The 22,809-nt window shown below is 60.9% G+C and carries 21 protein-coding genes; 13 read left to right on the top strand and 8 right to left on the bottom strand.

Annotation, left to right across the window (positions count from 1 at the left end; genetic code table 11):
• The first annotated feature begins 44 nt into the window (after positions 1-44).
• Both AB4N82_RS01215 and AB4N82_RS01210 read left to right on the top strand, forming a co-directional pair.
• Positions 45-1,067, top strand: a complete 1,023-nt coding sequence (locus tag AB4N82_RS01215) for an amidohydrolase family protein (RefSeq protein WP_122765351.1) — start codon at positions 45-47, stop codon at positions 1,065-1,067.
• Positions 1,068-1,163: 96 nt separating this feature from the next.
• Positions 1,164-2,789 (top strand): methyl-accepting chemotaxis protein, encoded by a 1,626-nt coding sequence (locus AB4N82_RS01210; RefSeq protein ID WP_099601489.1) that lies wholly within the window; start codon positions 1,164-1,166, stop codon positions 2,787-2,789.
• 119 nt (positions 2,790-2,908) lie between these two features.
• On the opposite strand, the gene fabB is transcribed toward AB4N82_RS01210, so the two are convergent.
• From fabB to AB4N82_RS01185, 5 genes are all read right to left on the bottom strand, one after another.
• A complete protein-coding gene (fabB, locus tag AB4N82_RS01205) occupies positions 2,909-4,129 on the bottom strand; it encodes a beta-ketoacyl-ACP synthase I (RefSeq protein ID WP_012723103.1) in 1,221 nt (406 codons plus the stop codon).
• A gap of 11 nt (positions 4,130-4,140) precedes the next feature.
• Positions 4,141-4,656 carry a 3-hydroxyacyl-[acyl-carrier-protein] dehydratase FabA gene (gene fabA / locus AB4N82_RS01200; RefSeq protein WP_010211704.1) on the bottom strand — a complete coding sequence of 172 codons (516 nt, stop codon included), beginning with the start codon at positions 4,654-4,656 and terminating at the stop codon, positions 4,141-4,143.
• Between the two features lie 249 nt (positions 4,657-4,905).
• Entirely contained in the window at positions 4,906-6,807 is a 1,902-nt protein-coding gene (locus AB4N82_RS01195; protein WP_122765352.1) for an ATP-binding protein, read from the bottom strand.
• Positions 6,804-7,733 (bottom strand): ABC transporter substrate-binding protein, encoded by a 930-nt coding sequence (locus AB4N82_RS01190; protein WP_122755819.1) that lies wholly within the window; start codon positions 7,731-7,733, stop codon positions 6,804-6,806. Before AB4N82_RS01190 ends, AB4N82_RS01195 begins: the two co-directional genes overlap by 4 nt.
• A 1-nt stretch (position 7,734) precedes the next feature.
• Positions 7,735-9,855, bottom strand: a complete 2,121-nt coding sequence (locus AB4N82_RS01185; RefSeq protein WP_095184264.1) for a TonB-dependent receptor plug domain-containing protein — start codon at positions 9,853-9,855, stop codon at positions 7,735-7,737.
• Between the two features lie 195 nt (positions 9,856-10,050).
• Here AB4N82_RS01185 and AB4N82_RS01180 point away from each other — a divergent pair, with 195 nt between their 5' ends.
• The 9 genes from AB4N82_RS01180 (at position 10,051) to AB4N82_RS01140 (ending at position 17,895) form a co-directional block, all read left to right on the top strand.
• A complete protein-coding gene (locus tag AB4N82_RS01180) occupies positions 10,051-11,076 on the top strand; it encodes an NAD(P)H-dependent glycerol-3-phosphate dehydrogenase (RefSeq protein ID WP_122752722.1) in 1,026 nt (341 codons plus the stop codon).
• A 10-nt stretch (positions 11,077-11,086) separates the two neighbouring features.
• Positions 11,087-11,434 (top strand): DUF4389 domain-containing protein, encoded by a 348-nt coding sequence (locus tag AB4N82_RS01175; RefSeq protein ID WP_029292722.1) that lies wholly within the window; start codon positions 11,087-11,089, stop codon positions 11,432-11,434.
• Complete coding sequence (sixA, locus tag AB4N82_RS01170; protein ID WP_122765353.1) at positions 11,431-11,880, top strand: phosphohistidine phosphatase SixA; 450 nt, start codon at positions 11,431-11,433, stop codon at positions 11,878-11,880. The genes AB4N82_RS01175 and sixA overlap by 4 nt, the downstream gene beginning before the upstream one ends.
• A gap of 85 nt (positions 11,881-11,965) precedes the next feature.
• Positions 11,966-13,615 (top strand): AMP-binding protein, encoded by a 1,650-nt coding sequence (locus AB4N82_RS01165; protein WP_122765354.1) that lies wholly within the window; start codon positions 11,966-11,968, stop codon positions 13,613-13,615.
• A 30-nt stretch (positions 13,616-13,645) separates the two neighbouring features.
• Positions 13,646-14,089, top strand: a complete 444-nt coding sequence (locus AB4N82_RS01160; RefSeq protein WP_032889200.1) for a hotdog fold thioesterase — start codon at positions 13,646-13,648, stop codon at positions 14,087-14,089.
• A 97-nt stretch (positions 14,090-14,186) separates the two neighbouring features.
• Positions 14,187-14,990, top strand: coding sequence for an alpha/beta fold hydrolase (locus tag AB4N82_RS01155; RefSeq protein ID WP_122680086.1), 804 nt, complete (start codon positions 14,187-14,189; stop codon positions 14,988-14,990).
• Positions 14,987-15,841, top strand: coding sequence for an alpha/beta hydrolase (locus AB4N82_RS01150; protein WP_032889206.1), 855 nt, complete (start codon positions 14,987-14,989; stop codon positions 15,839-15,841). The genes AB4N82_RS01155 and AB4N82_RS01150 overlap by 4 nt, the downstream gene beginning before the upstream one ends.
• Before the next feature lie 102 nt (positions 15,842-15,943).
• Positions 15,944-16,762 carry a DUF4892 domain-containing protein gene (locus AB4N82_RS01145; RefSeq protein ID WP_122765355.1) on the top strand — a complete coding sequence of 273 codons (819 nt, stop codon included), beginning with the start codon at positions 15,944-15,946 and terminating at the stop codon, positions 16,760-16,762.
• A 71-nt stretch (positions 16,763-16,833) separates the two neighbouring features.
• Positions 16,834-17,895: an AI-2E family transporter gene (locus tag AB4N82_RS01140; protein ID WP_032889210.1), complete on the top strand. Its 1,062-nt coding sequence runs from the start codon at positions 16,834-16,836 to the stop codon at positions 17,893-17,895.
• Here AB4N82_RS01140 and AB4N82_RS01135 read toward each other — a convergent pair.
• Together AB4N82_RS01135 and AB4N82_RS01130 are read right to left on the bottom strand one after the other, a co-directional pair.
• Positions 17,892-18,929 (bottom strand): sensor histidine kinase, encoded by a 1,038-nt coding sequence (locus tag AB4N82_RS01135; protein WP_095184269.1) that lies wholly within the window; start codon positions 18,927-18,929, stop codon positions 17,892-17,894. The genes AB4N82_RS01140 and AB4N82_RS01135 overlap by 4 nt on opposite strands.
• The gene (locus AB4N82_RS01130; RefSeq protein WP_095184333.1) at positions 18,929-19,693 is read right to left on the bottom strand and encodes a response regulator; all 765 of its coding nucleotides are present in this window, start codon (positions 19,691-19,693) and stop codon (positions 18,929-18,931) included. Before AB4N82_RS01130 ends, AB4N82_RS01135 begins: the two co-directional genes overlap by 1 nt.
• A gap of 259 nt (positions 19,694-19,952) precedes the next feature.
• On the opposite strand from AB4N82_RS01130, the gene pyrF reads away from it, so the two are divergent.
• Positions 19,953-20,651, top strand: coding sequence for an orotidine-5'-phosphate decarboxylase (gene pyrF, locus AB4N82_RS01125; protein WP_017734306.1), 699 nt, complete (start codon positions 19,953-19,955; stop codon positions 20,649-20,651).
• A 59-nt stretch (positions 20,652-20,710) separates the two neighbouring features.
• Here the strand turns inward: pyrF and AB4N82_RS01120 are convergent, their stop codons facing one another.
• The gene (locus tag AB4N82_RS01120) at positions 20,711-21,718 is read right to left on the bottom strand and encodes an NADP-dependent oxidoreductase (RefSeq protein WP_122765356.1); all 1,008 of its coding nucleotides are present in this window, start codon (positions 21,716-21,718) and stop codon (positions 20,711-20,713) included.
• Positions 21,719-21,946: 228 nt separating this feature from the next.
• Between AB4N82_RS01120 and AB4N82_RS01115 the strand changes: the two genes are divergently transcribed.
• Positions 21,947-22,708, top strand: a complete 762-nt coding sequence (locus tag AB4N82_RS01115; RefSeq protein ID WP_122765357.1) for an SDR family oxidoreductase — start codon at positions 21,947-21,949, stop codon at positions 22,706-22,708.
• Positions 22,709-22,809: the final 101 nt, after the last annotated feature.

Genomic DNA, 22,809 nt, shown 5'->3' with positions numbered 1-22,809 from the left:
AGGGCACAAGGTCTACCCGTATTGGCCCCCATTGAGGTTGTACCGTGCCCTGGATCCGCCTGAGTCTTGCCCTATTGCTCGCCGCCGGTAGTCTCGCTGTGCAGGCGCGTGACTATGCCTACAGCGACGCCCACCTGCATTACGTGGATTTTTTCCAGGAAACTGCCGGCATGGATAAATTGCTCAAGGCCATGGCCGAGAATCACATCGAGCATGTGATGATTTCCGGCATTCCCGTTGCGAAGAAATGGCACGAAGACGAGCCCAAACGCCCGCGCTACTACGCCGGTGATGACGCCGATGCCTATTGGTACAGCGCCACTGACGTCATCGTCGCTGCGGCCGTGAACAAGCTCACCCCAGAACAGCGCCAGCGTTTTCATCCGTTTCTAAGCGGCTTCAATCCCAACGACAAGAACTCTGATGCCCATATCCAACGCATGCTCGACCTTAATCCAGGGCTCTGGCAGGGCATTGGAGAGGTGTTCACCCGTCACGATGACCTCACCGCGCTTACCTCAGGCGATACCCCGCGTGCCAATAACGAGGCAATGACGCGGATATACCACCTGGCCGCCGAAAACGACCTGCCGGTAATGCTGCACTCGAACATCACCTCCAAGCGCGAGCGTAACCCGCTGTATTTGGCTGAGATCGAAGAGCCGTTGCGCAACCACCCGCACACCCGTTTTATCTGGGCCCATGCCGGTACCAGCAAGGAAATTCACCGTCATCAGGTCCAGATGGACTTCCTGCTGCCCACGTTAAGCCGGATGCTGGAGGCTTATCCCCATCTGTATATCGACCTGTCCTGGAGCATGCTCACGCCGTATTTGCTGGACGATGCGGGTCAGCCTCGGCCGGAGTGGGTAAAGCTGGTGGAGCGCTTCCCGGAGCGTTTTATGCTGGGCTCGGACGTCGTAGGGCGTTTCAATAAGCTGGGTAAGGAAATGCGCCGCTTTGATCCCTTCCTCGATGCATTGCCCGAAGACGTCGCCCACAAGGTTGCACGGGATAACTTCCTGGCCATTCTGCCTAAACCACCTCGCGATGGTGGCGCACGTTGATATCGCGTTTTCGTCTTACGCAAATACAGTAGAGCGCCGATAACTTCCAGGAGACCGGCTGCAGGTGAATGCAGCGCTTTTGGAAGGATCCAGGCAATGAATATCCGTAGTTTGAATATTGCCCCGCGCGCCGGTTTGGGCTTTGGCGTGCTGGCGGTGATGGTGTTTGCTCTGGGCGGCTTTGCGCTGCTGCAGATGGCCAACATGCGCCAGCAGTCGGATCAGGTGGAAAACAACTGGCTGCCCAGCGTGATGGCAGTGGGGGAGATGAGCCAGGACGTGTTGCGCATTCGCGCGCTGACCTTGCGCTTGCTGGTCACCCGCGATCCCCAGGCCGTGGCGCAGAACGAGCAGAAAATCACCGAGATCAAAGCCGCGCTGCATAACGCCGAAGGGCTGTACGAAGCGTTGATCGTATTGCCCGAGGAGCGTGTGTTGTTTGATCGACTCAAGGTCGAGGAACAGCGCTACCTGCAGCGCCAGGAGCAGGTGGTGGCGCTGTCCAAGGCTAACCGGCTGGAGGAAGCGATTCAGGTGGTCAACGGTGAGATGAATCAGCTGGCTGACGAAATGGCACTGACCTTGCGATCCCTGGTTAATCTAAACAAGGCCAGTGCCAACGAAGCGGCAAAGCAGGCACAGCATGTATTCAGCCAGTCGCGAACTTGGGTGATCGCCATGGTTGCCCTGGCCGCGCTGGTCACCATCGGCCTGGCGGTCTGGCTGACCCGCAGTATCGTGTTGCCACTGGCTCAGTCGCTCAAAGTTGCCCAGAACGTTGCCAGCGGCGATCTGACTGGGGAAATCATCCTCAGTGGCAAGGATGAACCCGCGCGTTTGCAGCGGGCGCTCAAGGGTATGCAGGACACCTTGCGTGACACCATCCGGCGTATCTCGGAGTCTTCGAGCCAACTTGCGTCGGCGTCCGAGGAGCTCAGCTGCGTTACCGAGGATGCCACCCGTGGTTTGCACCAGCAAAGCCAGGAAATCGAACAGGCCGCAACGGCGGTCAACCAGATGACGGCCGCGGTGGAGGAGGTGGCGAGCAATGCTGTGGCCACGTCACAGGCATCTCGCGAGTCTGACCGTATCGCCCAGCAAGGGCGTGAGCAGGTGCATCAAACGGTAGTGTCGATTGAGGCACTGGCCTCGGATGTGACCGCCAATGCGACCCAGGTCGAGGACTTGGCTCAGAAGGTCTATGGCATTAGCAAGGTGCTGGATGTGATTCGTTCGATTGCCGAGCAGACCAATCTGTTGGCGCTGAATGCTGCCATTGAGGCTGCGCGGGCAGGTGATGCGGGGCGCGGCTTTGCGGTGGTCGCCGACGAGGTGCGCGCGTTGGCTCATCGCACTCAGCAGTCGACGCAGGAAATCGAGCAGATGATCGGTGGGATTCAGCAAGGTACGGAGCAAGCCGTCAGTTCAATGCAGCAGAGCAACACCCGGGCGCGTTCCACCTTGGACATCGCCAAGTCGGCGGGGACGGCGCTGGAGGCAATTGCATCGGCGTTCACGCTGATCAATGAGCGCAACCTGGTGATTGCCAGTGCGTCTGAACAGCAGGCGGCGGTGGCGAGGGAGGTGGATCGCAACTTGATGAATATCCGCGACCTGGCGCATCAGACGTCCGCCGGAGCTAATCAGACCAGTGCGGCGAGTCAGGAGTTGTCGCGGTTGGCGGTGGATTTGAATTCGATGGTGGCGCGGTTTTCGGTGTAGTGCGCAGGTTGGGTGTATGTCCGTTGTTCAGGTAACGGATGTATACCCGGTCAACTCCAGTCTTCCATAAAAAAGCCCCGAACCAGTCGGGGCTTTTTCAGTGGATCAAGCTACAGGTCTTACTTACCCTGCCAGCGCTTCAGTACCAAGGTGGCGTTAGTGCCACCGAAGCCGAAGCTGTTGCTCATCACTGTGTCGATCTTGGCGTTTTCAACGGTCTTGGTCAGGATCGGCATATCGGCGACGACCGGGTCGATCTCGTCGATGTTGGCCGAACCGGCCATGAAGTTGCCTTCCATCATCAGCAGGCAGTAGATCGCTTCGTGAACGCCAGCGGCGCCCAGGGAGTGACCCGACAGGCTCTTGGTGGAGCTGATGGCCGGAGCCTTGTCGCCGAATACCGCACGTACACCTTCCATTTCCTTGGCGTCGCCGACCGGAGTCGAGGTGCCGTGGGTGTTCAGGTAGTCGATTGGGGTATCTACAGTGGACATGGCCATCTGCATGCAACGGATAGCGCCTTCACCGCTCGGGGCAACCATGTCGTAGCCGTCGGACGTCGCGCCGTAGCCAACGATTTCCGCGTAGATCTTGGCACCACGGGCCAGAGCGTGTTCCAGCTCCTCGACCACCACCATGCCGCCACCGCCGGCGATGACGAAGCCGTCACGCTTGGCGTCGTAGGCGCGGGAGGCCTTTTCCGGGGTTTCGTTGTACTGGGTGGACAGCGCGCCCATGGCGTCGAACAGGAACGACTGGCTCCAATGTTCTTCTTCACCGCCGCCGGCGAACACGATGTCCTGCTTGCCCAGCTGGATCTGCTCTACCGCAGTACCGATGCAGTGAGCACTGGTGGCGCAGGCGGAGGAGATCGAGTAGTTCACGCCCTTGATGGCGAACGGTGTGGCCAGGCAGGCCGAAACGGTGCTGCCCATGGTCCGCGTTACACGGTACGGGCCAACGCGCTTCACGCCTTTCTCGCGCAGGATGTCCAGCGCTTCCATCTGGTTCAGGGTGGATGCGCCGCCCGAACCGGCGATCAGGCCGGTGCGTACGTTCGATACCTGGTCTTCGCTCAGGCCGGAGTCGGCGATGGCATCTTTCATGGCCAGATAGGCGTAGGCGGCAGCGTGGCCAACGAAGCGATAGATCTTGCGATCGATCAGTTCTTCGAGGGGCAGGTCGATGGAGCCGGAAACCTGGCTACGCAGACCCATTTCGGCATATTCCGGGTTGAAGCGGATGCCAGGGCGACTTGCACGCAGGTTAGCGGTGACGGTCTCTTTGTCATTGCCCAGGCAAGAAACGATGCCCAGACCAGTGATAACGACGCGGCGCATGCGGATAACCCTTAAAAGTTGTCAGTGGAAGTGAATACGCCGACCCGAAGGCCTTCGGCAGTATAGATCTCGCGACCGTCGACGCTCACCGAACCATCGGCGATGGCCAGGTTCAGCTTGCCCTTGAGGACGCGCTTGATCTGAATGTTGTAGGTGACTTTCTTGGCGGTCGGCAGGACCTGGCCAAAGAACTTCACTTCGCCCGAACCCAGGGCGCGGCCGCGGCCTGGCAAACCCTGCCAGCCGAGGAAGAAGCCGACCAGTTGCCACATGGCGTCGAGGCCCAGGCAACCTGGCATCACAGGGTCGCCTTCGAAATGGCAGGCGAAGAACCACAGGTCCGGGGTGATATCCAGCTCGGCGACCAATTCACCTTTGCCGTACTTGCCACCCTCTTCACTGATATGGGTGATGCGATCCACCATCAGCATGTTCGGGGCGGGCAGTTGCGCGTTACCTGGGCCGAACAGCTCACCGCGACTGCAGCGCAGCAGGTCTTCCCGAGTAAAGGCGTTTTGTTTGGTCATGCGAGCTCCTCAATAATCCCATGCGGCAGGGTAGGGCAAATCTTCCCGAACCGAATGAAGCGTTCATGCCTCATGTCGGCAGCCTACACATAGACTATTGCGTTGTAGTGAAAGTCACAGCGTTAGGCACTGAATGTACACTTGTTCACTGAAATTTTAAACCGGGCCCGTTTGAGGGGCCCGTTCGGGTGCCTAAGACTGCCGCACTTTCGTCTTTCACGCCAGTCGGACTTGGTTGATGGCGCACCGCTATTGCACCCAACGCTGCAGGATTTGCTGTAAATCCGTACGTTTGAACGGCTTGGCCAGGTAATCGTTCATGCCCGCCGCCAGGCAGGCTTCGCGGTCGCCCTGCAAGGCGTTGGCGGTGAGAGCGATGATTGGCAGGTCGGCACACCCTGGCAACTGGCGAATCTGCCGGGTGGCTTCGTAGCCATCAATCAGCGGCAGTCGGCAATCCATCAGGATCGCCGTGAAAATTAGGCTCTCGGCACTGCGGATCGCTTCGGCACCGTCAGTGGCCAGGCTCACTTCGAACCCCAGGCTGCGCAGCATCGCTTCCACCACGGTGCGGTTGACCGGATTGTCCTCCACCAGCAACACATGGCGGCCATCACCAGCACTGTGTTTGCCCTCAGCATTCTGGGCCACCGCGGGCAGGCTTTGTTGATCCAGCGCCAGTGGAATTTCCAGGGTAAACACCGAGCCACGGCCTTCTTCGCTCTGAGCGCGGAGGGTGCCGCCCATGCGCTCGGCCAGGGTGCGGGCGATGGGAAGTCCCAGCCCGGTGCCGCCGTAACGTCTTGAAATGGAACTGTCGGCCTGCTGGAACGCATCGAACATCAATTCCAGGCGTTCCGTGGAAATTCCGATGCCACTGTCACGCACGGTGCAGGTGAACCACACAAGCTCATGGTCGAGGGTTTGCCAATGGGGTTCGACGCTGACGCTGCCGTGCTCGGTGAACTTCAAGGCATTGCCGATCAGGTTCACCAGAATCTGGCGGATCCGCGTCGGATCCCCCCGCACTCGGAGTGCATCCATGCCCGGCGGGATCGGCAGCTTGAGCACCAGCCCACGCTGCTGCGCGCTGTGCTGGAAGGCCTGGGCGCAACTGTTGATCAGGTCGGCCAGGTTGAACGAAATATGTTCCAGCTCCAGGGCCTCGCGTTCGATGCGCGAGAAGTCGAGGATATCGTTGATCACTTTGAGCAGATGCTCGGTGGACTCGGAGGCCAGCGCCGCGTATTCAGTCTGCTCCTCGGTCATCTCGGTGGTTTCCAGCAGTTGCAGCATGCCCAGTACGCCGTTCATCGGCGTGCGCAGTTCGTGGCTCATCATCGCCAGGAAGTCTGACTTCGCATTGTTGGCACGCTCGGCTTCTTCGCGGGTCTGGATCAGTTGCGCCATGGCCTGCTGCTGTTCACGACTGGCCTGGTTGAGGCCTTCGGCCAAATTGTTGATGTGCCTCGAAAGGTCGCCCAGCTCTGAATCATCCACAATCGGCAGTGGCGTCTTGTAGTCGCCTTGCTGGATCGCCTTGACGGCATTACCCATGGCGCTGATCGGTTGCGACAGGCTGGCGGCCAGGCGCCTGGCGAGCAAGAAGGTAAACAGCAGGGCGAACAACGCCAGGATGCCCGCCTTGAACAGAATCTCCTGTTGGCGCTGGCTGAAGGCGTCATTGGACATGCCGACAATCACCCGTCCCAGGTAATCCGCGCGCGGCGCCTTGGATTCGTTGAGGTTGTCCTCGAAAAAGTCGTTGCCCAGCTGGATATGTTGCAGGCGGATCGGCGCCTGGAAGACTTTCACCGACAGCGAGCGGTCGTGTTTCTCCGACGGCTGCTCGACGTACACCAGAATGTTTTCGTTGCTGTCCTGAATCTCCAGGAAGCGCACATGGGGCGTGGCCAATGTCGCGCGCAGCAGGCTATCAAGCACATCGTTGTTGCCTGAGATCACGCCGTATTCGGTGGCGGGCGCGAGCTGGTTGGCGATCAGTTGGCCCGTGTGGTCCAGTTCCTGGCGCAGGTCCTGGATACGCACGAAAGTGAAAAAGCTGATCAGCAGCAACGTCAGCAACAGTGCCGGACCCAGGGTGATGAGCTGGGTGCGTGTGTTGATGTCCCAACGACGACGCAAGGTCATGGGCGTTTTTCTCCTTCTGCCAATCGGGCGGCGACTCTGGCTTCGTCCACCTGTTCAATGCCCAGTGAGCGCGCGACTTGCGGGTTGCCCAAGACTTTGAAATGTTCTGGATACAGTGATCGTGGCCAACTGGCCGGCGGCTGGTCCAGCAAGCGGTCGAGTACCGCCAGCCAGTCGGCCTGGTCGCTGTAGGTGCTGGCCAGGCTGCCGGCGCGCACAAACCCGGCATTCGGGCCCACCAGCGGTAATTGCTGGGCGTAGCTGCTCAACAGCAGGTTTTTCACGGTCTTTGGGTTGTACAGTTGCGGGTCGTCGAGGCCCAGCAGTACGTGGCTGCTCCTGAACAGGTTTTGCAGTGGGCGGCTGTCGTTTGTGTTGTCCCAGCGCTGAGGTTCGATGGCCAGCTCCAGCGCCTCTGCATAGCGGCGTAGCTCGGGCAGCAGGAATTCGCTCTCGGTGCTGTAGAGCACACCGATGCGCTGCGCCTGGGGCAGGATGCTGGTGATCAGGCGCAGTTGGCGTTCCAGCGGTGGGTCGCTCCACAACAGGCTGATCCGCGCGTGCCGCGAGGCCTCCGGACGTTGGTGGGCTTGTAGCCGACTGATGCGCATCACCAGGGTCGGCGGGCCTTGTAGGTCCTGCAGACGCCAGTCCAGGCCAGGCAGGTCCAGCAGGATCAAGCGCGTACTGGAGGGCAAGCGGCTGGGCGCGGGCAAGTCCTTGAGAGGGGTGAAAGTAACGTGGTCTTCGGGGCGTTGCTGGGCCAGGGCCCGGGCAAAGGCTTGCACGCCTGCACCGTCTTCGTCTGCGGTCAGCAGGATTTCGGCGCTCCACGCCGGTGCGGCCAGCAACAGGCAGGCCAGCAGCACGGCGCGTCGGCAGCACTTATAGATAAAGAAGCGGGTCATCCGTGACGAGTCGCCCATGTCAGAACTCTAGCTCCGCGCTGAAGTATAGGACGTGGCGATGGTCGTAAGTGTTGTCGGCCCAAGTGGTGGGCTGGTTATCGAGGCGTTCTTGCAGCATGCCGGCCAGCTCCACGTTGGCGTTGCCCAGGGCAATGCGCTTGGCCACCCGCAGGTCGACCCGTTCGAAGCGATATTGGTTGAGTGCGTCATCGCCATAGTAGAACAGCGCGCTGGACCAGCCGCGGCCCCATTCGCGCAACCAGCCGGCGGAGCCACTGTTGCGCGCCGTCTGGGCTTTGTCCAGAGGGTTGCTGGTGGCGGCGTCGACGTAAGCATAGGTCAGCCGCAGGCGATCGGCGCTGCTCACCCGCCAATCGAATTGCGACTCGGCCCCGGTAAACCGCGAACTGTTGGCGTTGCTGGCGATGTACTGGTTGTTGCGCAGGGGCGAGCTGATCATGTCGGTGATTTCGTCATAGAACAGTTTCACGTCCATGGTCAGCCCGAGATCGGCAAAGAACCCGTTGTATCCCAGTTCCCGCGAGCGCATCAGTTCCTTGTCCAAATTGCCCGGGCCCCGGGTCTTCACGAAGTACTGCCCGGAGTTCTGCCCGTAGGCCGGGGAGCTGAGGTTGGTGACGCGATAGCTCCAGTTGACGTTGTTCTCGAACATGTCCGGTGAACGGATGGCTTCGGAATACACCGCGCGCAGGCCGTGGCGCGGGTTGATCAAATAGTTGACCGCCACTCTTGGCGTGAGTGAGTGGCCACTCAGTTGTGTGTCTTCGAACATGGCGCCGCCTTGGAGCAGCCAATGCTCGCTGGCGCGCCATTCCAACTGGCCGAACAGGCGCCAAGTGGTGTCGTCCAGGGTGCCGTTGAAGTAGGTGTCGGAATCGGCGCGGTCGTAGCGGTAGTTCATGCCGCTGACCAGGCGCAGGCTGTCGGACAGGCTGAGGGTGTCTTGAATCTCCAGGTCGTAACGGCTTTCGCGAGTGCTCTGGTCGATGTCACCGCACACACTCTGGTTCGCGCCGTTACGCCATTGGTCCAGCACCTGATTGGCCAGGGCTTGCTCGGCGGCACTGCCCGGCGGTGCGGTGCCTTGGCTGTAGGTGTCCATGTGCCGGGCCAGCAGTTCGGCGTAATTTGGGTTCAATTGCCACAACTGGGTCAGCTCGGGGCTGAACGAGACTTTGGCGTCGCAGGCCTTCCAAATTTGCCGGCGATTCCATTGCTGGGCCGAGCCTTGGATATACAGGCTGTGCTCGGGATTTAAGTCGATGTTCCAGCGCAGGGAGCCGGCGTAGTCCTTGGCCGCGACGTCGGAGTTGTTACCGCCTTCGGTAATCCCGGCAAATACTGGGGTGTAGGTATACGGACGCTGATTGGTGCCTTCCTTGGCATCCAGTTGCCAGTCGATGCTCTGCTGCGCGTTCAACGTCTGGCTCATTGCCAGGCTGAAGCGGTTGAGGCGGCGACTGTCGCGGCGATCAGCACCGGCGGCATCGCTGTCGAAGCCATCGTCCTGCTGCCCGGACAGGGACAGGCGCAAATCACCGGTTTCCCAGCCCACGCCCTGGCTGGCATAGAAGTCGTTGATCCCACGTTCGCCCCGAATCACCTTTACCCGTGAGCCGTGGCTGTTAGCCGGTGACCGCGTAAGGATATTGACCACCGCCATCAACGCATTGGCGCCGTAGCTGACGGTGTTCGGGCCCCGGAAGACTTCGATACGCTCGATATCCTCCATGGCCACAGGAATATCGCTCCAGTCCACCGTGGCGAGGCCGGCGCGGTATACCGAACGCCCGTCGATCAACACCTGCATGCGCCGCGCATCGTTGGCACTGGTGCCGTGGTAGTTCACTGCAGCCTGATTGCCGGTGGTGTAGCCGACCATCATTCCCGGCACCAGGCGCAGCAGTTCGCTGATGTCCCGTGCGCCGCTGGCTTTGATCAGCTCGCTATCGATCACGGTCATGCTGCCGGGTACGGCGGCGGCCGATTGCTTGAGGCGTGTGGCGGTCAATACCTGCGGCAGCGGCTGGCTGTCGAGGAACAGATCGTCAGCCAGCACTGATGTACTGCACAACAGCAATAGCAGTAGAGACGAATGGGAAGAAGGGCCCAAATACACGACACGGCCTTGATAATGACGGATAGCCGCCCATGTTAACTGAGGCTGGGGTATTTGCCAGTCAGTGCCTTTGCAATTACGTCACACGAGTAGGGCATTTTCCCACAGACGCACGAATTGAAACGGGGGCTGGCCGCAAGCGGGTCGCTCCGTATAATGCCGCCATCGCCACTGGTATGGATTAACGGATTGCATATGACTGAGCAGCGCCCTATTGCGGTCCTGGGAGGCGGGAGTTTTGGTACCGCCGTGGCTAACCTGCTGGCCGAGAACGGTCACGCGGTGCGTCAGTGGATGCGCGATCCCGAGCAGGCCGAGGCCATCCGCGTGCATCGGGAAAACCCTCGTTACCTCAAAGGCATCAAGATTCATCCGGCGGTCCAGCCGGTCACCGATCTGTTGGCTACCCTGACGGACTGCGATCTGTGCTTTGTCGCGCTGCCCTCCAGCGCCTTGCGCTCGGTGTTGGCGCCCCATGCCGAACGTCTGGCAGGCAAGATGCTGGTCAGCCTGACCAAGGGCATCGAGGCGCAAACCTTCAAGTTGATGAGCGAAATCCTTGAAGAAATCGCGCCCCAGGCGCGTATTGGCGTGTTGTCCGGGCCGAATCTCGCGCGGGAAGTCGCCGAGCACGCGCTGACCGCCACTGTGGTCGCCAGCGAAGACGAAGCCCTGTGCGAACGTGTCCAGGCGGTGCTGCATGGCCGTACTTTCCGCGTGTATGCCAGTAGTGATCGTTTCGGCGTCGAGTTGGGCGGTGCGCTCAAGAACGTCTACGCCATCATCGCCGGTATGGCAGTGGCGCTGGGCATGGGCGAAAACACCAAGAGCATGCTGATCACCCGCGCACTGGCGGAAATGACGCGCTTTGCGGTGAACCAAGGCGCCAACCCGATGACATTCCTCGGCCTTGCAGGCGTCGGCGACCTGATCGTTACGTGTTCGTCGCCGAAAAGTCGCAACTACCAGGTGGGTTTCGCCCTAGGCCAGGGGCTGAGCCTCGAAGACGCGGTGACGCGTCTGGGGGAAGTGGCCGAAGGCGTCAACACTCTCAAGGTACTGAAAGCCAAGGCCCAGGAAGTGGGCGTGTACATGCCGCTGGTCGCGGGGTTGCACGCGATCCTGTTTGAAGGGCGCACTTTGAACCAGGTTATCGAGTTGCTGATGCGCGCCGAGCCGAAAACCGATGTCGACTTTATTTCCACCAGTGGTTTCAACTGAGGAACGCGTCATGAACGATCCGAAAGCAGCCCCCAAGTACGAATCCATTGTCCTGCGCATCCTGTGGATGCTGGTGTTTGCCCTGGTGTGGCAAGTGGCGCAATTCATTCTCGGCGCGTTGGTCGTGGTGCAACTGATCTATCGACTGATCTACGGCGCGCCGAACCTGGGCCTGATGAATTTTGGCGACAGCCTCAGCCAGTTCCTGGCGCAGATCGGCCGTTTCGGCAGCTTCCATAGCGAGCAGAAGCCTTGGCCGTTCGCCGACTGGCCAACCCCGCGCGCGCCCGAGGGCGAAGCCGCTCACAGCGTACCGCCGGCGCCGCACCCTGTGCGCGATGAAGAGCCGAAACTGTGAAACTGTGGATTTTGCGCCACGGCGAGGCAGAAGGGCATGCCCGCACCGACGCCGAACGTAACCTTACTGAGCATGGCCGTGGCGAAGTGTTGCGCAGTGCCGCGCATCTGATTGGCCAACCGCTCAGCGCCATTATTGCCAGCCCCTATGTGCGGGCGCAGCAAACCGCGCAATTGGTACGCGACGTGTTGGGGTTCGAGCCAGAAGTCCGCACCGTGTCTTGGCTGACACCGGAGGGCAACCCACTGCAGGTGCTGGAAAAGCTCGACACGGATGACAATGTGCTGCTGGTCAGTCATCAGCCCTTGGTCGGCAGCTTGATCAGCTTTTTGCAGCACGGCCATCAGCGCCAGCCAGAGCCGATGTACACCGCCAGCCTGGCGGAATTGGAGGGTGACTTCCCGCTGGCCGGGCTGATGAGTCTGGTAAGTGTGAAGAACCCGTAGGCAATACCGCTGCTTTGTGTGTGCTATACAGTCAACCAAGCAAGTGCTTGGTTGGCTATGGTCGGACCACAAAGGAGCGCGTCCCATGCCCGTCGCTGTTCGTATGCCGTTGCAGCTCTTCTTCGAACGTGAAGCGCGACACCCGCGCCAGGCTTATCTGGTTCAACCCGTTGGCGGGGGCGAGGTGCAGACCCTCACCTGGGGCGACGTTGGCCAACAGGCTCGTCGCGCTGCGCACTGGCTGCGCGCCAGGGAGCTTCCTCAGGGCTCGCACATTGCCCTGATCTCGAAAAACTGCGCCCACTGGATCATCGCTGATCTGGCAATCTGGATGGCGGGGCATGTTTCGGTCCCTCTTTACCCCAATCTCACCGCCGATTCCGTTGGTCACGTACTCACTCATTCCGAGGCGGCGCTGGTGTTTGTCGGCAAGCTCGATGATTGGCCTACCATGGCCCCCGGCGTTCCGGACGGTGTTGCGACCATCAGCCTGCCGCTGTGCCCACCCGGCGAGTTCGACTTCACGTGGGCAGACCTGCAAACCTGCTCACCGATCCAGGACAGCCCCACACCCGTTGCCTCTGAACTGGCTACTGTCATCTACACGTCTGGCACCACGGGCTTGCCCAAGGGCGTGATGCACAGCTTCGGCACCCTGGGGTTTGCCGCCACACACGGTACTGAGTTGTTTGGCCTGGGGGAGGGCGACCGGCTGCTGTCGTACCTGCCGCTGTGCCATGTGGCTGAGCGGATGTTTGTAGAGATGGCCTCAATCTACACCGGGCAAACGGTATTTTTCGCCGAGAGCCTGGATACCTTTCTGACGGATTTGCGCAGGGCGAGGCCTACAGCGCTGTTTGGTGTGCCGCGTATCTGGACCAAATTCCAGCTGGGTGTTTACAGCAAAATCCCTGAAAAACGCCTGGACACCCTGCTGCGGCTGCCGTTTATCGGCAAGCGCGTAGGCCGCAAGGTGCTCGCCGGCCTCGGATTGGATGCACTGCGAATTGCGTTGTCCGGTGCCGCGCCGGTTCCCGAGGCGTTGCTGCGATGGTATCAACGCCTGGGCCTGGATGTGCTGGAGGTGTATGGCATGACCGAGAGCTGCGGCTATTCCCATGTGTGTCGTCCCGGCCAGCAGACAATCGGCTGGATCGGCCTGCCGTGCCCCGGTGTGGAAGTGCGCATCGATGCGTCGGGTGAGGTGCAGGTGCGCAGCGGCGCGACCATGCTCGGCTATTTCAAGGATCCTGGAAAAACCGCTGAAACCCTTACTGGGGACGGCTTCCTGCGCACGGGCGATAAAGGTGAGCAGGACGCTGAGGGTCGCCTGCGCTTGACCGGACGCCTCAAGGAGATCTTCAAGACCAGCAAGGGCAAATACGTGGCTCCGGCGCCGATTGAGAACCGTCTGGCGGAGCACGCGCGCATCGAACAAGTCTGCGTGGTGGGCGATGGCCTTGGCGCGCCAATCGGTTTGTGTGTGCTGTCAGCGCAGGACCAGGACCGGCAAGCGCTTGGCGCCAGCCTCGAACGCTGGCTGGAGCAGGTCAACCAGACGCTGGATAAACATGAGCGTTTGCGCCGTTTGGTGGTGGTCAAGGACAACTGGGTAGTGGAGAACGGCTTTCTGACCCCGACCTTGAAGATCAAGCGCAACGTGATCGAATCGACTTACGGTCCACAGTTTCAGGACTGGAGCGAGCGTTCCGAGGCGGTTGTGTGGCAGGATTAGGGTCATCATAAAACCAACAAGGACAACCGCATGAGCCTGTGGCGTACCCAACCGAATATCGAACAACTCAACGCCATCCAGAAAAACACCATCGGTGAACTGCTGGATATTCGCTTTGAAAGCTTCGACGACGAATCCCTGACCGCCAGCATGGTGGTTGATCACCGCACCCATCAACCTTACGGCCTGCTGCACGGCGGCGCTTCGGTGGTGCTGGCCGAAAGCGTTGGCTCTATGGCGGCTTACCTGTGCGTCGACGCCAGCAAGTTCTATTGCGTGGGCCTGGAGGTCAACGCCAATCACCTGCGTGGCGTGCGCAGTGGGCGAGTGACTGCGGTGGCCAGGGCGATCCATATCGGGCGCACCACCCAGGTGTGGGATATCCGCCTGACCACGGAAGATGGCAAGGCCAGCTGCGTTTCACGTCTGACCATGGCCGTGGTTCCGCTGGGCGAGAACCCGCCGGCACGATAGGCGTGGCGTGAGTGTCATCATTCCTGGCAGTTACAGTCATTGCTGTACTGCCCAGGCATGGTGACAATCAATTTCTGTTTTTGTAGATGGGTCCGGTATGTCGCAGCATGTGTTTTTTACTCACGCCAATGGCTTCCCTTCGGCCACCTACGGCAAGCTGTTTGCCGCCTTGGCGCCGGAGTACGCAGTGGCTCACCTGCCGCAGCACGGTCACGACCCCAGGTTCCCGGTGGACGATAACTGGCAGAATCTGGTGGACGAGTTGATCCACCATCTGGAGCAGCAGCCGGAGCCGGTATGGGGTGTGGGCCACTCTCTGGGCGGTGTGTTGCATTTGCACGCCGCCATGCGTTGCCCACAGTTCTATCGCGGCGTGGTGATGCTCGATTCGCCAGTGCTGACCCGCGCGGACCGCTGGGTGATCCGCGCCGCCAAGCGTTTCGGCTTTATCGATCGCCTGACCCCGGCCGGCCGCACGCTGGGCCGTCGTGAAGAGTTCAGCGACATCGACGCCGCGCGTAGTTACTTCGCTGGCAAGACCCTGTTCCGTGGCTTCGACCCGGAATGTTTCGACGCGTACTTGCAACACGGGCTTTACCAGGCGGGTGATCGCCTGCGCCTGCGCTTCGACCCAGCCACCGAAATCAGCATCTACCGTGGCGTACCCCACACCAGCCCCGGCCAGGTGCGCCAACTGAAGGTGCCGCTGGCAGTGGTGCGTGGCCGCCAGAGCCGGGTAGTGATGCGTCACCACGCCAGCGGGGTCGACCGTCTGCCCATGGGTGAAATGCTCACCATGCCCGGTGGCCATATGTTCCCACTCGAACGCCCTCAGGACACCGCGACCTTGATCAAAACCCTGTTCACTCGCTGGGAAGCCCGTGAGCGCAGTTGCGCATGAGCACGCCGGTCGAAGAAGTGCGCCTGAGCCTGCCTCATATCGAATTGGCGGCCCATCTATTTGGCCCCGAGGATGGCTTGCCAGTGATTGCCCTACATGGCTGGCTGGACAATGCCAACAGCTTTGCGCGTCTGGCGCCCAAGCTTTCAGGGTTGCGTATCGTGGCCCTGGACATGGCGGGCCATGGGCATTCCGCGCATCGTCCTACGGGTGCCGGATATGCCTTGTGGGATTACGTCCACGATGTACTGCAAGTCGCCGAGCAACTGGGTTGGAAACGTTTTGCATTACTTGGCCACTCCCTCGGAGCCATCGTTTCCCTGGTACTGGCCGGCGCGTTGCCGGAGCGGGTAACGCACTTGGGTTTGATCGACGGCGTGATCCCACCCACCGCCAGTGGTGAGAACGCTGCGGAACGTTTGGGCATGGCATTGCAGGCGCAATTGAACCTGCAGGGCAAGCGCAAACCGGTCTACAGCACCCTGGATCTAGCGGTCGAAGCGCGCATGAAAGGCTTGGTCGCCGTCAGCCGTGAAGCCGCAGAGCTACTGGCCCAGCGCGGTTTGATGCCGGTTCCGGGTGGTTACACCTGGCGTACGGACAGTCGTCTCACCCTGGCTTCGCCGATGCGTCTGACCGATGAGCAGGCAATGGCCTTCGTGCGGCGAGTGGGTTGCCCTACGCAGTTGGTGGTTGCCGCCGACGGTATGTTGGCGAAACATCCTGACTTGCTTTCCCAGCTGCCCTTTGCGGTAACCACGCTGCCAGGTGGCCATCATTTGCACCTGAATGATGAGCCCGGCGCAGTCCTTGTTGCAGACTGTTTCAATCGGTTCTTCTCCGCGCCTTGACTTGGGGCGGTCAACTGCCGAGGCTGGGCAGATTGAAAGGGAGTCAACCATGAATGTTTTCAACACCGCTACGACCTCCAATGGCCAGGGCTTTTTGAGCTTATGAGCGTGCGTAACGGATGTATCCGTATCCTGGGGCTGAGCCTGCTCAGCCCAATGGTATTCGCCGCCGACCTGCCGGGCAGCCAGGACCTGCCCACCGTGGCCCGACAGGTCGACACACAAATTGTCGATTACCGTCCCGCCGAAGAAAAAGAACGCATCTATCCCATGGGTGCGATCCGCAAGATCAGTGGCCAACTGCGCTATGAAGGCCAGGCCACCGCCCGGGGCCAAACCACAGCCATCACCTATGAACTGCCCGCTGAACACAGCTCCAGCGCCGCGTTCACCGCGACCCGCGAAGCGTTGCAGGCAAAGGGTGCACAGCTGTTGTTCTGGTGTAAGGCCCGCGACTGCGGCGAGAGCAGCCTGTGGGCCAATGAGGTGTTCGGCAACGCCAAGCTGGTCGGCGCCGATGGCCAGCAGGAATACCTGCTGTTGCGTCTGGCCGCACCGCAGGACAATTCCTTGGTGGCGTTGTACGGCATCACCCGAGGCAACCGCCGTGCCTATCTGCATGTGGAACAACTGGACGCCAGCGCACCGCTGGGTGACCTGCTGCCCACCTCCGCGACCCTCTTGCGCGAATTGAAAAGCACCGGCGAACTGGATTTCCCAGCGCTGGGCGCCGAGCCTGACGACACCTGGTTGACCCTTATCTCCCGTGGCTTGAACCTCGATACCACCCTGCGCGTCAGCTTGACCGGCACCCACGCCGAAGCCTGGCGCCAGGCTTTGGTCGAAAAAGGCGTGCGCGCTGCGCGCCTTGAAACCGGAACCGCTGAAACCAAAGGTTTGCACCTGCATCTGATACGCTGACCCATATAAGGCGAACGGACCCGAGCCGTTCGCCTAAGCTTTCTTCCTACAGCCTTTTTCCGAGATACCCCATGCTCAATAACGATCGCCTGCTGGTGCAAATCCTGCTGCTGGTGCTCTTTGGTGCCAGTTTCTGGGTGATGGCGCCGTTCTGGTCGGCGCTGTTCTGGGGCGCCGTTCTGGCGTTCGCCAGTTGGCCACTGATGGTGCTGCTGACGCGATGGTTGGGTGGCCGTGAATCCCTGGCTGCCGGCATCCTGACGCTGGGCTGGATGCTGTTGGTGGCGGTGCCGCTGGTGTGGCTGGGATTCAACCTGGCGGACCATGTGCGCGATGCGGTGGCGTTGATCAAGGATATCCAGGTAGACGGGCTGCCCGAGGCACCGAACTGGCTGGGCTCAATTCCCTTTGTGGGTGAGCGATTGGTCGGGATGTGGAACAGCATTGACGAGCAGGGTGCGGCGCTGATGGTCAGCATCAAGCCGTACCTGGGCCAAGTGGGGAACTGGCTGCTGGCGCGCAGTGCACAGATCGGCGGCGGTATCCTTGAGCTGACACTGAGCCTGGTGTTCGTGTTCTTTTTCTATCGCGATGGGCCACGGTTGGCGATGTTCGTGCATCGCCTGTTGGAGCGCTTGATCGGTGATCGTGCCGGTTATTACATCGAATTGGTTGCAGGTACCGTGCAACGTGTCGTCAACGGTGTGATCGGCACCGCTGCTGCCCAGGCATTGCTGGCGCTGATCGGTTTCTGGATTGCCGGCGTGCCGGGCGCCCTGGTGCTGGGGATCGTGACCTTCCTGCTCAGCCTGATCCCAATGGGCCCGCCGCTGGTGTGGATCCCGGCCACGGCGTGGCTGGCCTGGAAGGGCGATTACACCTACGCGGTGTTCCTGGGCGTGTGGGGTACGTTCATCATCAGCGGCGTGGACAACGTGCTCAAGCCGTACCTGATCAGCCGTGGCGGCAATCTGCCGTTGGTGATCGTGTTGCTCGGGGTGTTCGGCGGCTTGATCGCATTTGGTTTTATCGGCCTGTTTATTGGCCCGACCTTGTTGGCCGTGGCTTACAGCCTGTTGATGGATTGGAGCGCGACACAAGCTCAAGGGCGACGCGAAGACAAGCCTCTTTAAGCCCTGGGCAACCACATCACTGCAGTTAAACCGCCGCCTGGGGTCTCCTCCAGGCTCAGGCGGCCGCCCAGGCGCTCAGCGGCATCCTTGGAAATCGTCATCCCCAGGCCTACGCCACCGGAATTGCGGTTGCGTGAACCTTCCAGGCGGAAGAAGGGCTCAAACACCGCCTCGCGCATATCGGCGGCAATCCCAGGGCCGTGGTCGATCACGCGGATGATCAGGGCTTCGCGGCTGTCTTCAAGTTCAACACGCACCGTGCCGGCATAGCGCAAGGCATTGTCGATCAGGTTGTTCAAGCAGGAGCGCAGGGCCATCGGTTGCACCTGCAACGGAACGCAAGTGCCGGCGAATTGCACATCGGAGCCCTGGTCCTGGGCGTTTTCACTCAGTGATTCCACCAACGCCTGCACATCCAGCCAATGCCGTGTTTCGCTGGTGCGTTGTTCATGCAGGTAGCTCAGGGTGGCGTCGAGCATGTTGATCATGTCGTCCAGATCCTGGCGCATCTGGCCCTGCAACTTCGTGTCGTCGATCTGTTCCAGGCGTAGCTTGAGGCGTGACAGCGGAGTGCGAAGGTCATGTGAGACGGCGCCGAGCATACGTGCGCGTTGGCTGACCTGTTCGCGGATACGCCGTTGCATCAGGTTGAAGGTCGATGCTGCTTTGCGCGCTTCCTGCGGACCGGACTCATCCAGCGGCGGGCTGTCGAGGTCCAGGCTCAGGCGCTCGGCCGCTTCGCTCAGACGCTGGATCGGCCGGCTCAGCAGCTTGGCGCCGTACCAGGCGGCAATGATCAGGCAGATGAACTGGAACGTCAGCGGGACCAGCGGGCCGCCAAACCACGGGCGGCGATGTTCCTTATGCCGTTGCGTCATAGTGCCATCAGGCTGTTCGACAAAGGCTTCCTGAGGCGGTGGCGGGGGAGGACCGTAATAACGAAACCAACAGATCGCCAGCACATGGGCCAGCACAATCGCCACCAGCAACACGCCGAACAGCCGACCAAACAGCGTATTGAAGGCGGCACGCATCAACCGATATCCCGCGCGTCAAACAGGTAGCCTTCGCCCCGCACAGTTTTGATCAACTGTGGTGCCTTGGGGTCATCCCCCAGTTTCTGACGCAGGCGCGACACCAGCAAGTCGATGCTGCGATCAAACGCTTCGATGGATCGCCCACGAGCGGCATCCAGCAATTGCTCACGGCTCAACACCCGCCGCGGGCGCTCGATAAACACCCACAACAGACGAAACTCGGCGTTGGACAGCGGCACCACGAGGCCATCGTCCGCTACCAGTTGGCGCAACACGCTATTGAGGCGCCAGTTGTCGAAACGGATATTGGCGCGCTGTTCGGTGCGGTCATCACGCACTCGGCGCAGGATAGTCTGGATACGTGCCACCAGTTCGCGCGGCTCGAAAGGCTTGGACATGTAGTCGTCGGCGCCCAGTTCCAGACCGATAATGCGGTCGGTGGGTTCGCAGCGGGCGGTAAGCATCAGGATCGGTATATCCGACTCCGAGCGCAGCCAGCGGCACAGCGAAAGGCCGTCCTCACCTGGCAGCATCAGGTCGAGCACCACCACGTCGAAGGTTTCGGCTTGCATGGCCAGGCGCATCGCGGCGCCGTCGGTGACGCCGGTGGCGAGGATATTGAAGCGTGCCAGGTAGTCGATCAGCAGTTCGCGAATCGGCACATCGTCGTCGACGATCAGCGCGCGGGTATTCCAGCGCTTGTCATCGGCGGTCACCGCGCCTTTTTGTTCGTCGTTCACTGGGACAAAAGGGGTCTGCATAGTGCGATCATCTGCCTGGTTGTTGCGGTCAGCATAGGCGCCCAGCCCCATGGCTGGAAGTGCTGGTCGTTGGGTCGTGCGGGCGAGGCTAGCGGTGGGGCGTGTTGGGGGCATGTCGTGAATGTATCAGCTTTGAAATATTTGCCCGAAAGGCCCGCCAAATGCCGGTTGGTCAGTATTTACCGATCATCGGATCCCGCAACGCCGCTGCTTGCGCTACAATCCGCGCCGATTTCGACTTGCCTGAGAGCCCATTCCAATGTCCGTCTGCCAGACTCCTATCATCGTCGCCCTGGATTACCCCACCCGTGACGCCGCACTGAAGCTGGCTGACCAGTTGGACCCCAAGCTTTGCAGGGTCAAGGTTGGCAAGGAACTGTTCACCAGCTGTGCCGCAGAAATCGTCGGCACCCTGCGTGACAAAGGCTTCGAAGTGTTCCTCGATCTGAAATTCCACGATATCCCGAATACCACCGCCATGGCGGTCAAGGCCGCCGCCGAAATGGGCGTGTGGATGGTCAACGTGCACTGCTCCGGCGGCCTGCGCATGATGACCGCCTGCCGCGAAGTGCTGGAACAGCGCAGCGGCCCTAAACCCCTGCTGATCGGTGTGACCGTGCTGACCAGCATGGAGCGCGAAGACCTGGCCGGTATCGGCCTGGACATCGAGCCTCAGGAGCAGGTACTGCGCCTGGCAGCCCTGGCCCAGAAAGCCGGCCTTGATGGCTTGGTGTGCTCGGCGCTGGAGGCCCAGGCCTTGAAGACCGCCCATCCGTCGTTGCAATTGGTGACCCCGGGGATCCGCCCGGCGGGCAGCGCCCAGGATGACCAGCGCCGTATCCTGACCCCGCGTCAGGCACTCGATGCAGGTTCTGACTACCTGGTGATCGGTCGCCCGATCAGCCAAGCGGCGGATCCGGCCAAGGCGTTGGCGGCGGTCGTTGCCGAGATCGCCTGATCCGAATGGGGAAGGGGCTTGCTGCAGCGAGCCCCTTCTCACATTTGCTATGCAGTGTGTCAGCTGACCTTAAGCACCAATTTCCCAAAGTTCTCGCCGTTGAATAACTTCATCAACGTCTCCGGGAACGTCTCCAGGCCCTCGACAATATCCTCTTTGCTCTTGAGCTTGCCCTGCGCCATCCAGCCGGCCATTTCCTGCCCGGCGGCGGCAAAATTCGCCGCGTGATCCATCACCACAAAGCCTTCCATCCGCGCGCGATTGACCAGCAGCGACAGGTAGTTGGCCGGGCCTTTCACAGCTTCCTTATTGTTGTATTGGCTGATGGCGCCGCAAATCACCACCCGCGCCTTCAGCGCCAGGCGGCTAAGTACTGCGTCAAGAATGTCGCCGCCGACGTTATCGAAATACACATCCACGCCCTTCGGGCATTCGCGCTTGAGGGCGGCGGGTACGTCTTCGTTCTTGTAGTCGATGGCTGCATCAAAGCCCAATTCGTCTACCAGAAACTTGCACTTGTCAGCGCCACCGGCGATGCCGACCACGCGGCAACCTTTCAGCTTGGCGATCTGCCCGGCAATACTGCCCACGGCGCCGGCTGCACCGGAAATGACCACGGTTTCACCTTCCTTGGGTGCGCCGGTGTCCAGGAGCGCGAAGTAGGCGGTCATGCCGGTCATGCCCAGTGCAGAAAGGTAGCGGGGCAGAGGGGCGAGCTTTGGGTTGACGGTGTAGAAGCCGCGCGGCTCGCCGAGGAAATAATCCTGCACGCCCAAGGCACCATTCACGTAGTCGCCGACCGCGAATTTCGGGTTGTTCGAGGCAATCACCTTGCCCACGCCAAGCGCGCGCATCACCTCGCCGATACCGACGGGCGGAATGTAGGACTTGCCTTCATTCATCCAGCCACGCATGGCCGGGTCGAGGGACAAGTATTCATTGCGTACCAGCACTTGCCCGTCCTGGGGTGTGCCCACCGGTACTTCCTGGTACGTGAAGGTTTCCCGCGTCGCCGCGCCGACCGGGCGTTTGGCGAGCAGGAATTGGCGGTTGGTCTGGGCAGTCATGGCAGAGACTCTTAAGAAGTGGAGCATGAGTGATAGACCTTGAGCGGGTCGGGGGCAAGGCCGGCTGAAGGCGCGAATGCTGGCCGATAGGCTGCGTTGATAGTGCGCAGGGTGTCCTTATCACTGGTACTCATGCAGCCCTAACCGGGCGTTTGATAGTGCTGACGCGCCAGTGTCAGTGTTGGCTAGACTCGGCCCACGGCTATTTCTCCCATAGGACACTCCCCCATGAGCATGACGTTTTCCGGCCAAGTCGCCCTGGTGACCGGCGCCGCCGCCGGTATTGGCCGCGCCACCGCGCTGGCGTTCGCCGCCGAAGGTTTGAAGGTCGTGGTTGCCGACCTGGATGTGGAGGGCGGCGAGGGCACTGTCGCGCTGATCCATCAGGCCGGTGGCGAGGCGTTGTTTGTGCGCTGCAACGTCACACAGGAGGCGGATGTGCAGCAATTGATGGCGCAGACCATCAGCGCTTATGGCCGCTTGGACTACGCCTTTAATAACGCCGGCATCGAGATCGAGAAGGGCAAGCTGGCGGACGGCAGCCTGGATGAGTTCGACGCCATCATGGGCGTCAACGTCAAAGGCGTGTGGCTGTGCATGAAGTACCAATTGCCACTGTTGCTGGCCCAAGGCGGCGGGGCCATTGTCAACACCGCTTCGGTCGCGGGCCTGGGGGCGGCGCCGAAGATGAGCATCTACGCGGCCTCCAAGCATGCAGTGATCGGCCTGACCAAATCGGCGGCCATTGAGTACGCCAAGAAGAAAGTTCGCGTTAACGCCGTTTGCCCGGCGGTGATCGACACCGATATGTTCCGCCGTGCCTATGAGGCCGACCCACGCAAGGCTGAATTCGCCGCCGCCATGCACCCGGTTGGGCGTATCGGCAAAGTAGAAGAAATCGCCAGCGCCGTGCTTTACCTATGCAGCGATGGCGCCGCATTCACCACCGGGCACGCCTTGGCGGTGGACGGTGGCGCGACGGCGATCTAGGACCTCGCGTCGCCCTCTATTCGAAAACGTCTTGGGGGGATGTGGGGCTTTTCCAGAGCTGGCAAAACGCCGCGACCGAATATGTGTCAGTAGGTAAATAA

It is taken from the genome of Pseudomonas sp. H1_D04, assembly GCF_054683855.1.
This window is presented reverse-complemented; position numbering and strand designations above follow the sequence as displayed.

Coding starts and splice junctions, on each gene's coding strand:
- AB4N82_RS01210 (WP_099601489.1), top strand. CDS start 1,164: ATGAATATCCGTAGTTTGAATATTGCCCCGCGCGCCGGTTTGGGCTTT.
- fabB (WP_012723103.1), bottom strand. CDS start 4,129: ATGCGCCGCGTCGTTATCACTGGTCTGGGCATCGTTTCTTGCCTGGGC.
- fabA (WP_010211704.1), bottom strand. CDS start 4,656: ATGACCAAACAAAACGCCTTTACTCGGGAAGACCTGCTGCGCTGCAGT.
- AB4N82_RS01195 (WP_122765352.1), bottom strand. CDS start 6,807: ATGACCTTGCGTCGTCGTTGGGACATCAACACACGCACCCAGCTCATC.
- AB4N82_RS01190 (WP_122755819.1), bottom strand. CDS start 7,733: ATGGGCGACTCGTCACGGATGACCCGCTTCTTTATCTATAAGTGCTGC.
- AB4N82_RS01180 (WP_122752722.1), top strand. CDS start 10,051: ATGACTGAGCAGCGCCCTATTGCGGTCCTGGGAGGCGGGAGTTTTGGT.
- AB4N82_RS01175 (WP_029292722.1), top strand. CDS start 11,087: ATGAACGATCCGAAAGCAGCCCCCAAGTACGAATCCATTGTCCTGCGC.
- AB4N82_RS01165 (WP_122765354.1), top strand. CDS start 11,966: ATGCCCGTCGCTGTTCGTATGCCGTTGCAGCTCTTCTTCGAACGTGAA.
- AB4N82_RS01160 (WP_032889200.1), top strand. CDS start 13,646: ATGAGCCTGTGGCGTACCCAACCGAATATCGAACAACTCAACGCCATC.
- AB4N82_RS01155 (WP_122680086.1), top strand. CDS start 14,187: ATGTCGCAGCATGTGTTTTTTACTCACGCCAATGGCTTCCCTTCGGCC.
- AB4N82_RS01150 (WP_032889206.1), top strand. CDS start 14,987: ATGAGCACGCCGGTCGAAGAAGTGCGCCTGAGCCTGCCTCATATCGAA.
- AB4N82_RS01145 (WP_122765355.1), top strand. CDS start 15,944: ATGAGCGTGCGTAACGGATGTATCCGTATCCTGGGGCTGAGCCTGCTC.
- AB4N82_RS01140 (WP_032889210.1), top strand. CDS start 16,834: ATGCTCAATAACGATCGCCTGCTGGTGCAAATCCTGCTGCTGGTGCTC.
- AB4N82_RS01135 (WP_095184269.1), bottom strand. CDS start 18,929: ATGCGTGCCGCCTTCAATACGCTGTTTGGTCGGCTGTTCGGCGTGTTG.
- AB4N82_RS01130 (WP_095184333.1), bottom strand. CDS start 19,693: ATGCAGACCCCTTTTGTCCCAGTGAACGACGAACAAAAAGGCGCGGTG.
- pyrF (WP_017734306.1), top strand. CDS start 19,953: ATGTCCGTCTGCCAGACTCCTATCATCGTCGCCCTGGATTACCCCACC.
- AB4N82_RS01120 (WP_122765356.1), bottom strand. CDS start 21,718: ATGACTGCCCAGACCAACCGCCAATTCCTGCTCGCCAAACGCCCGGTC.
- AB4N82_RS01115 (WP_122765357.1), top strand. CDS start 21,947: ATGAGCATGACGTTTTCCGGCCAAGTCGCCCTGGTGACCGGCGCCGCC.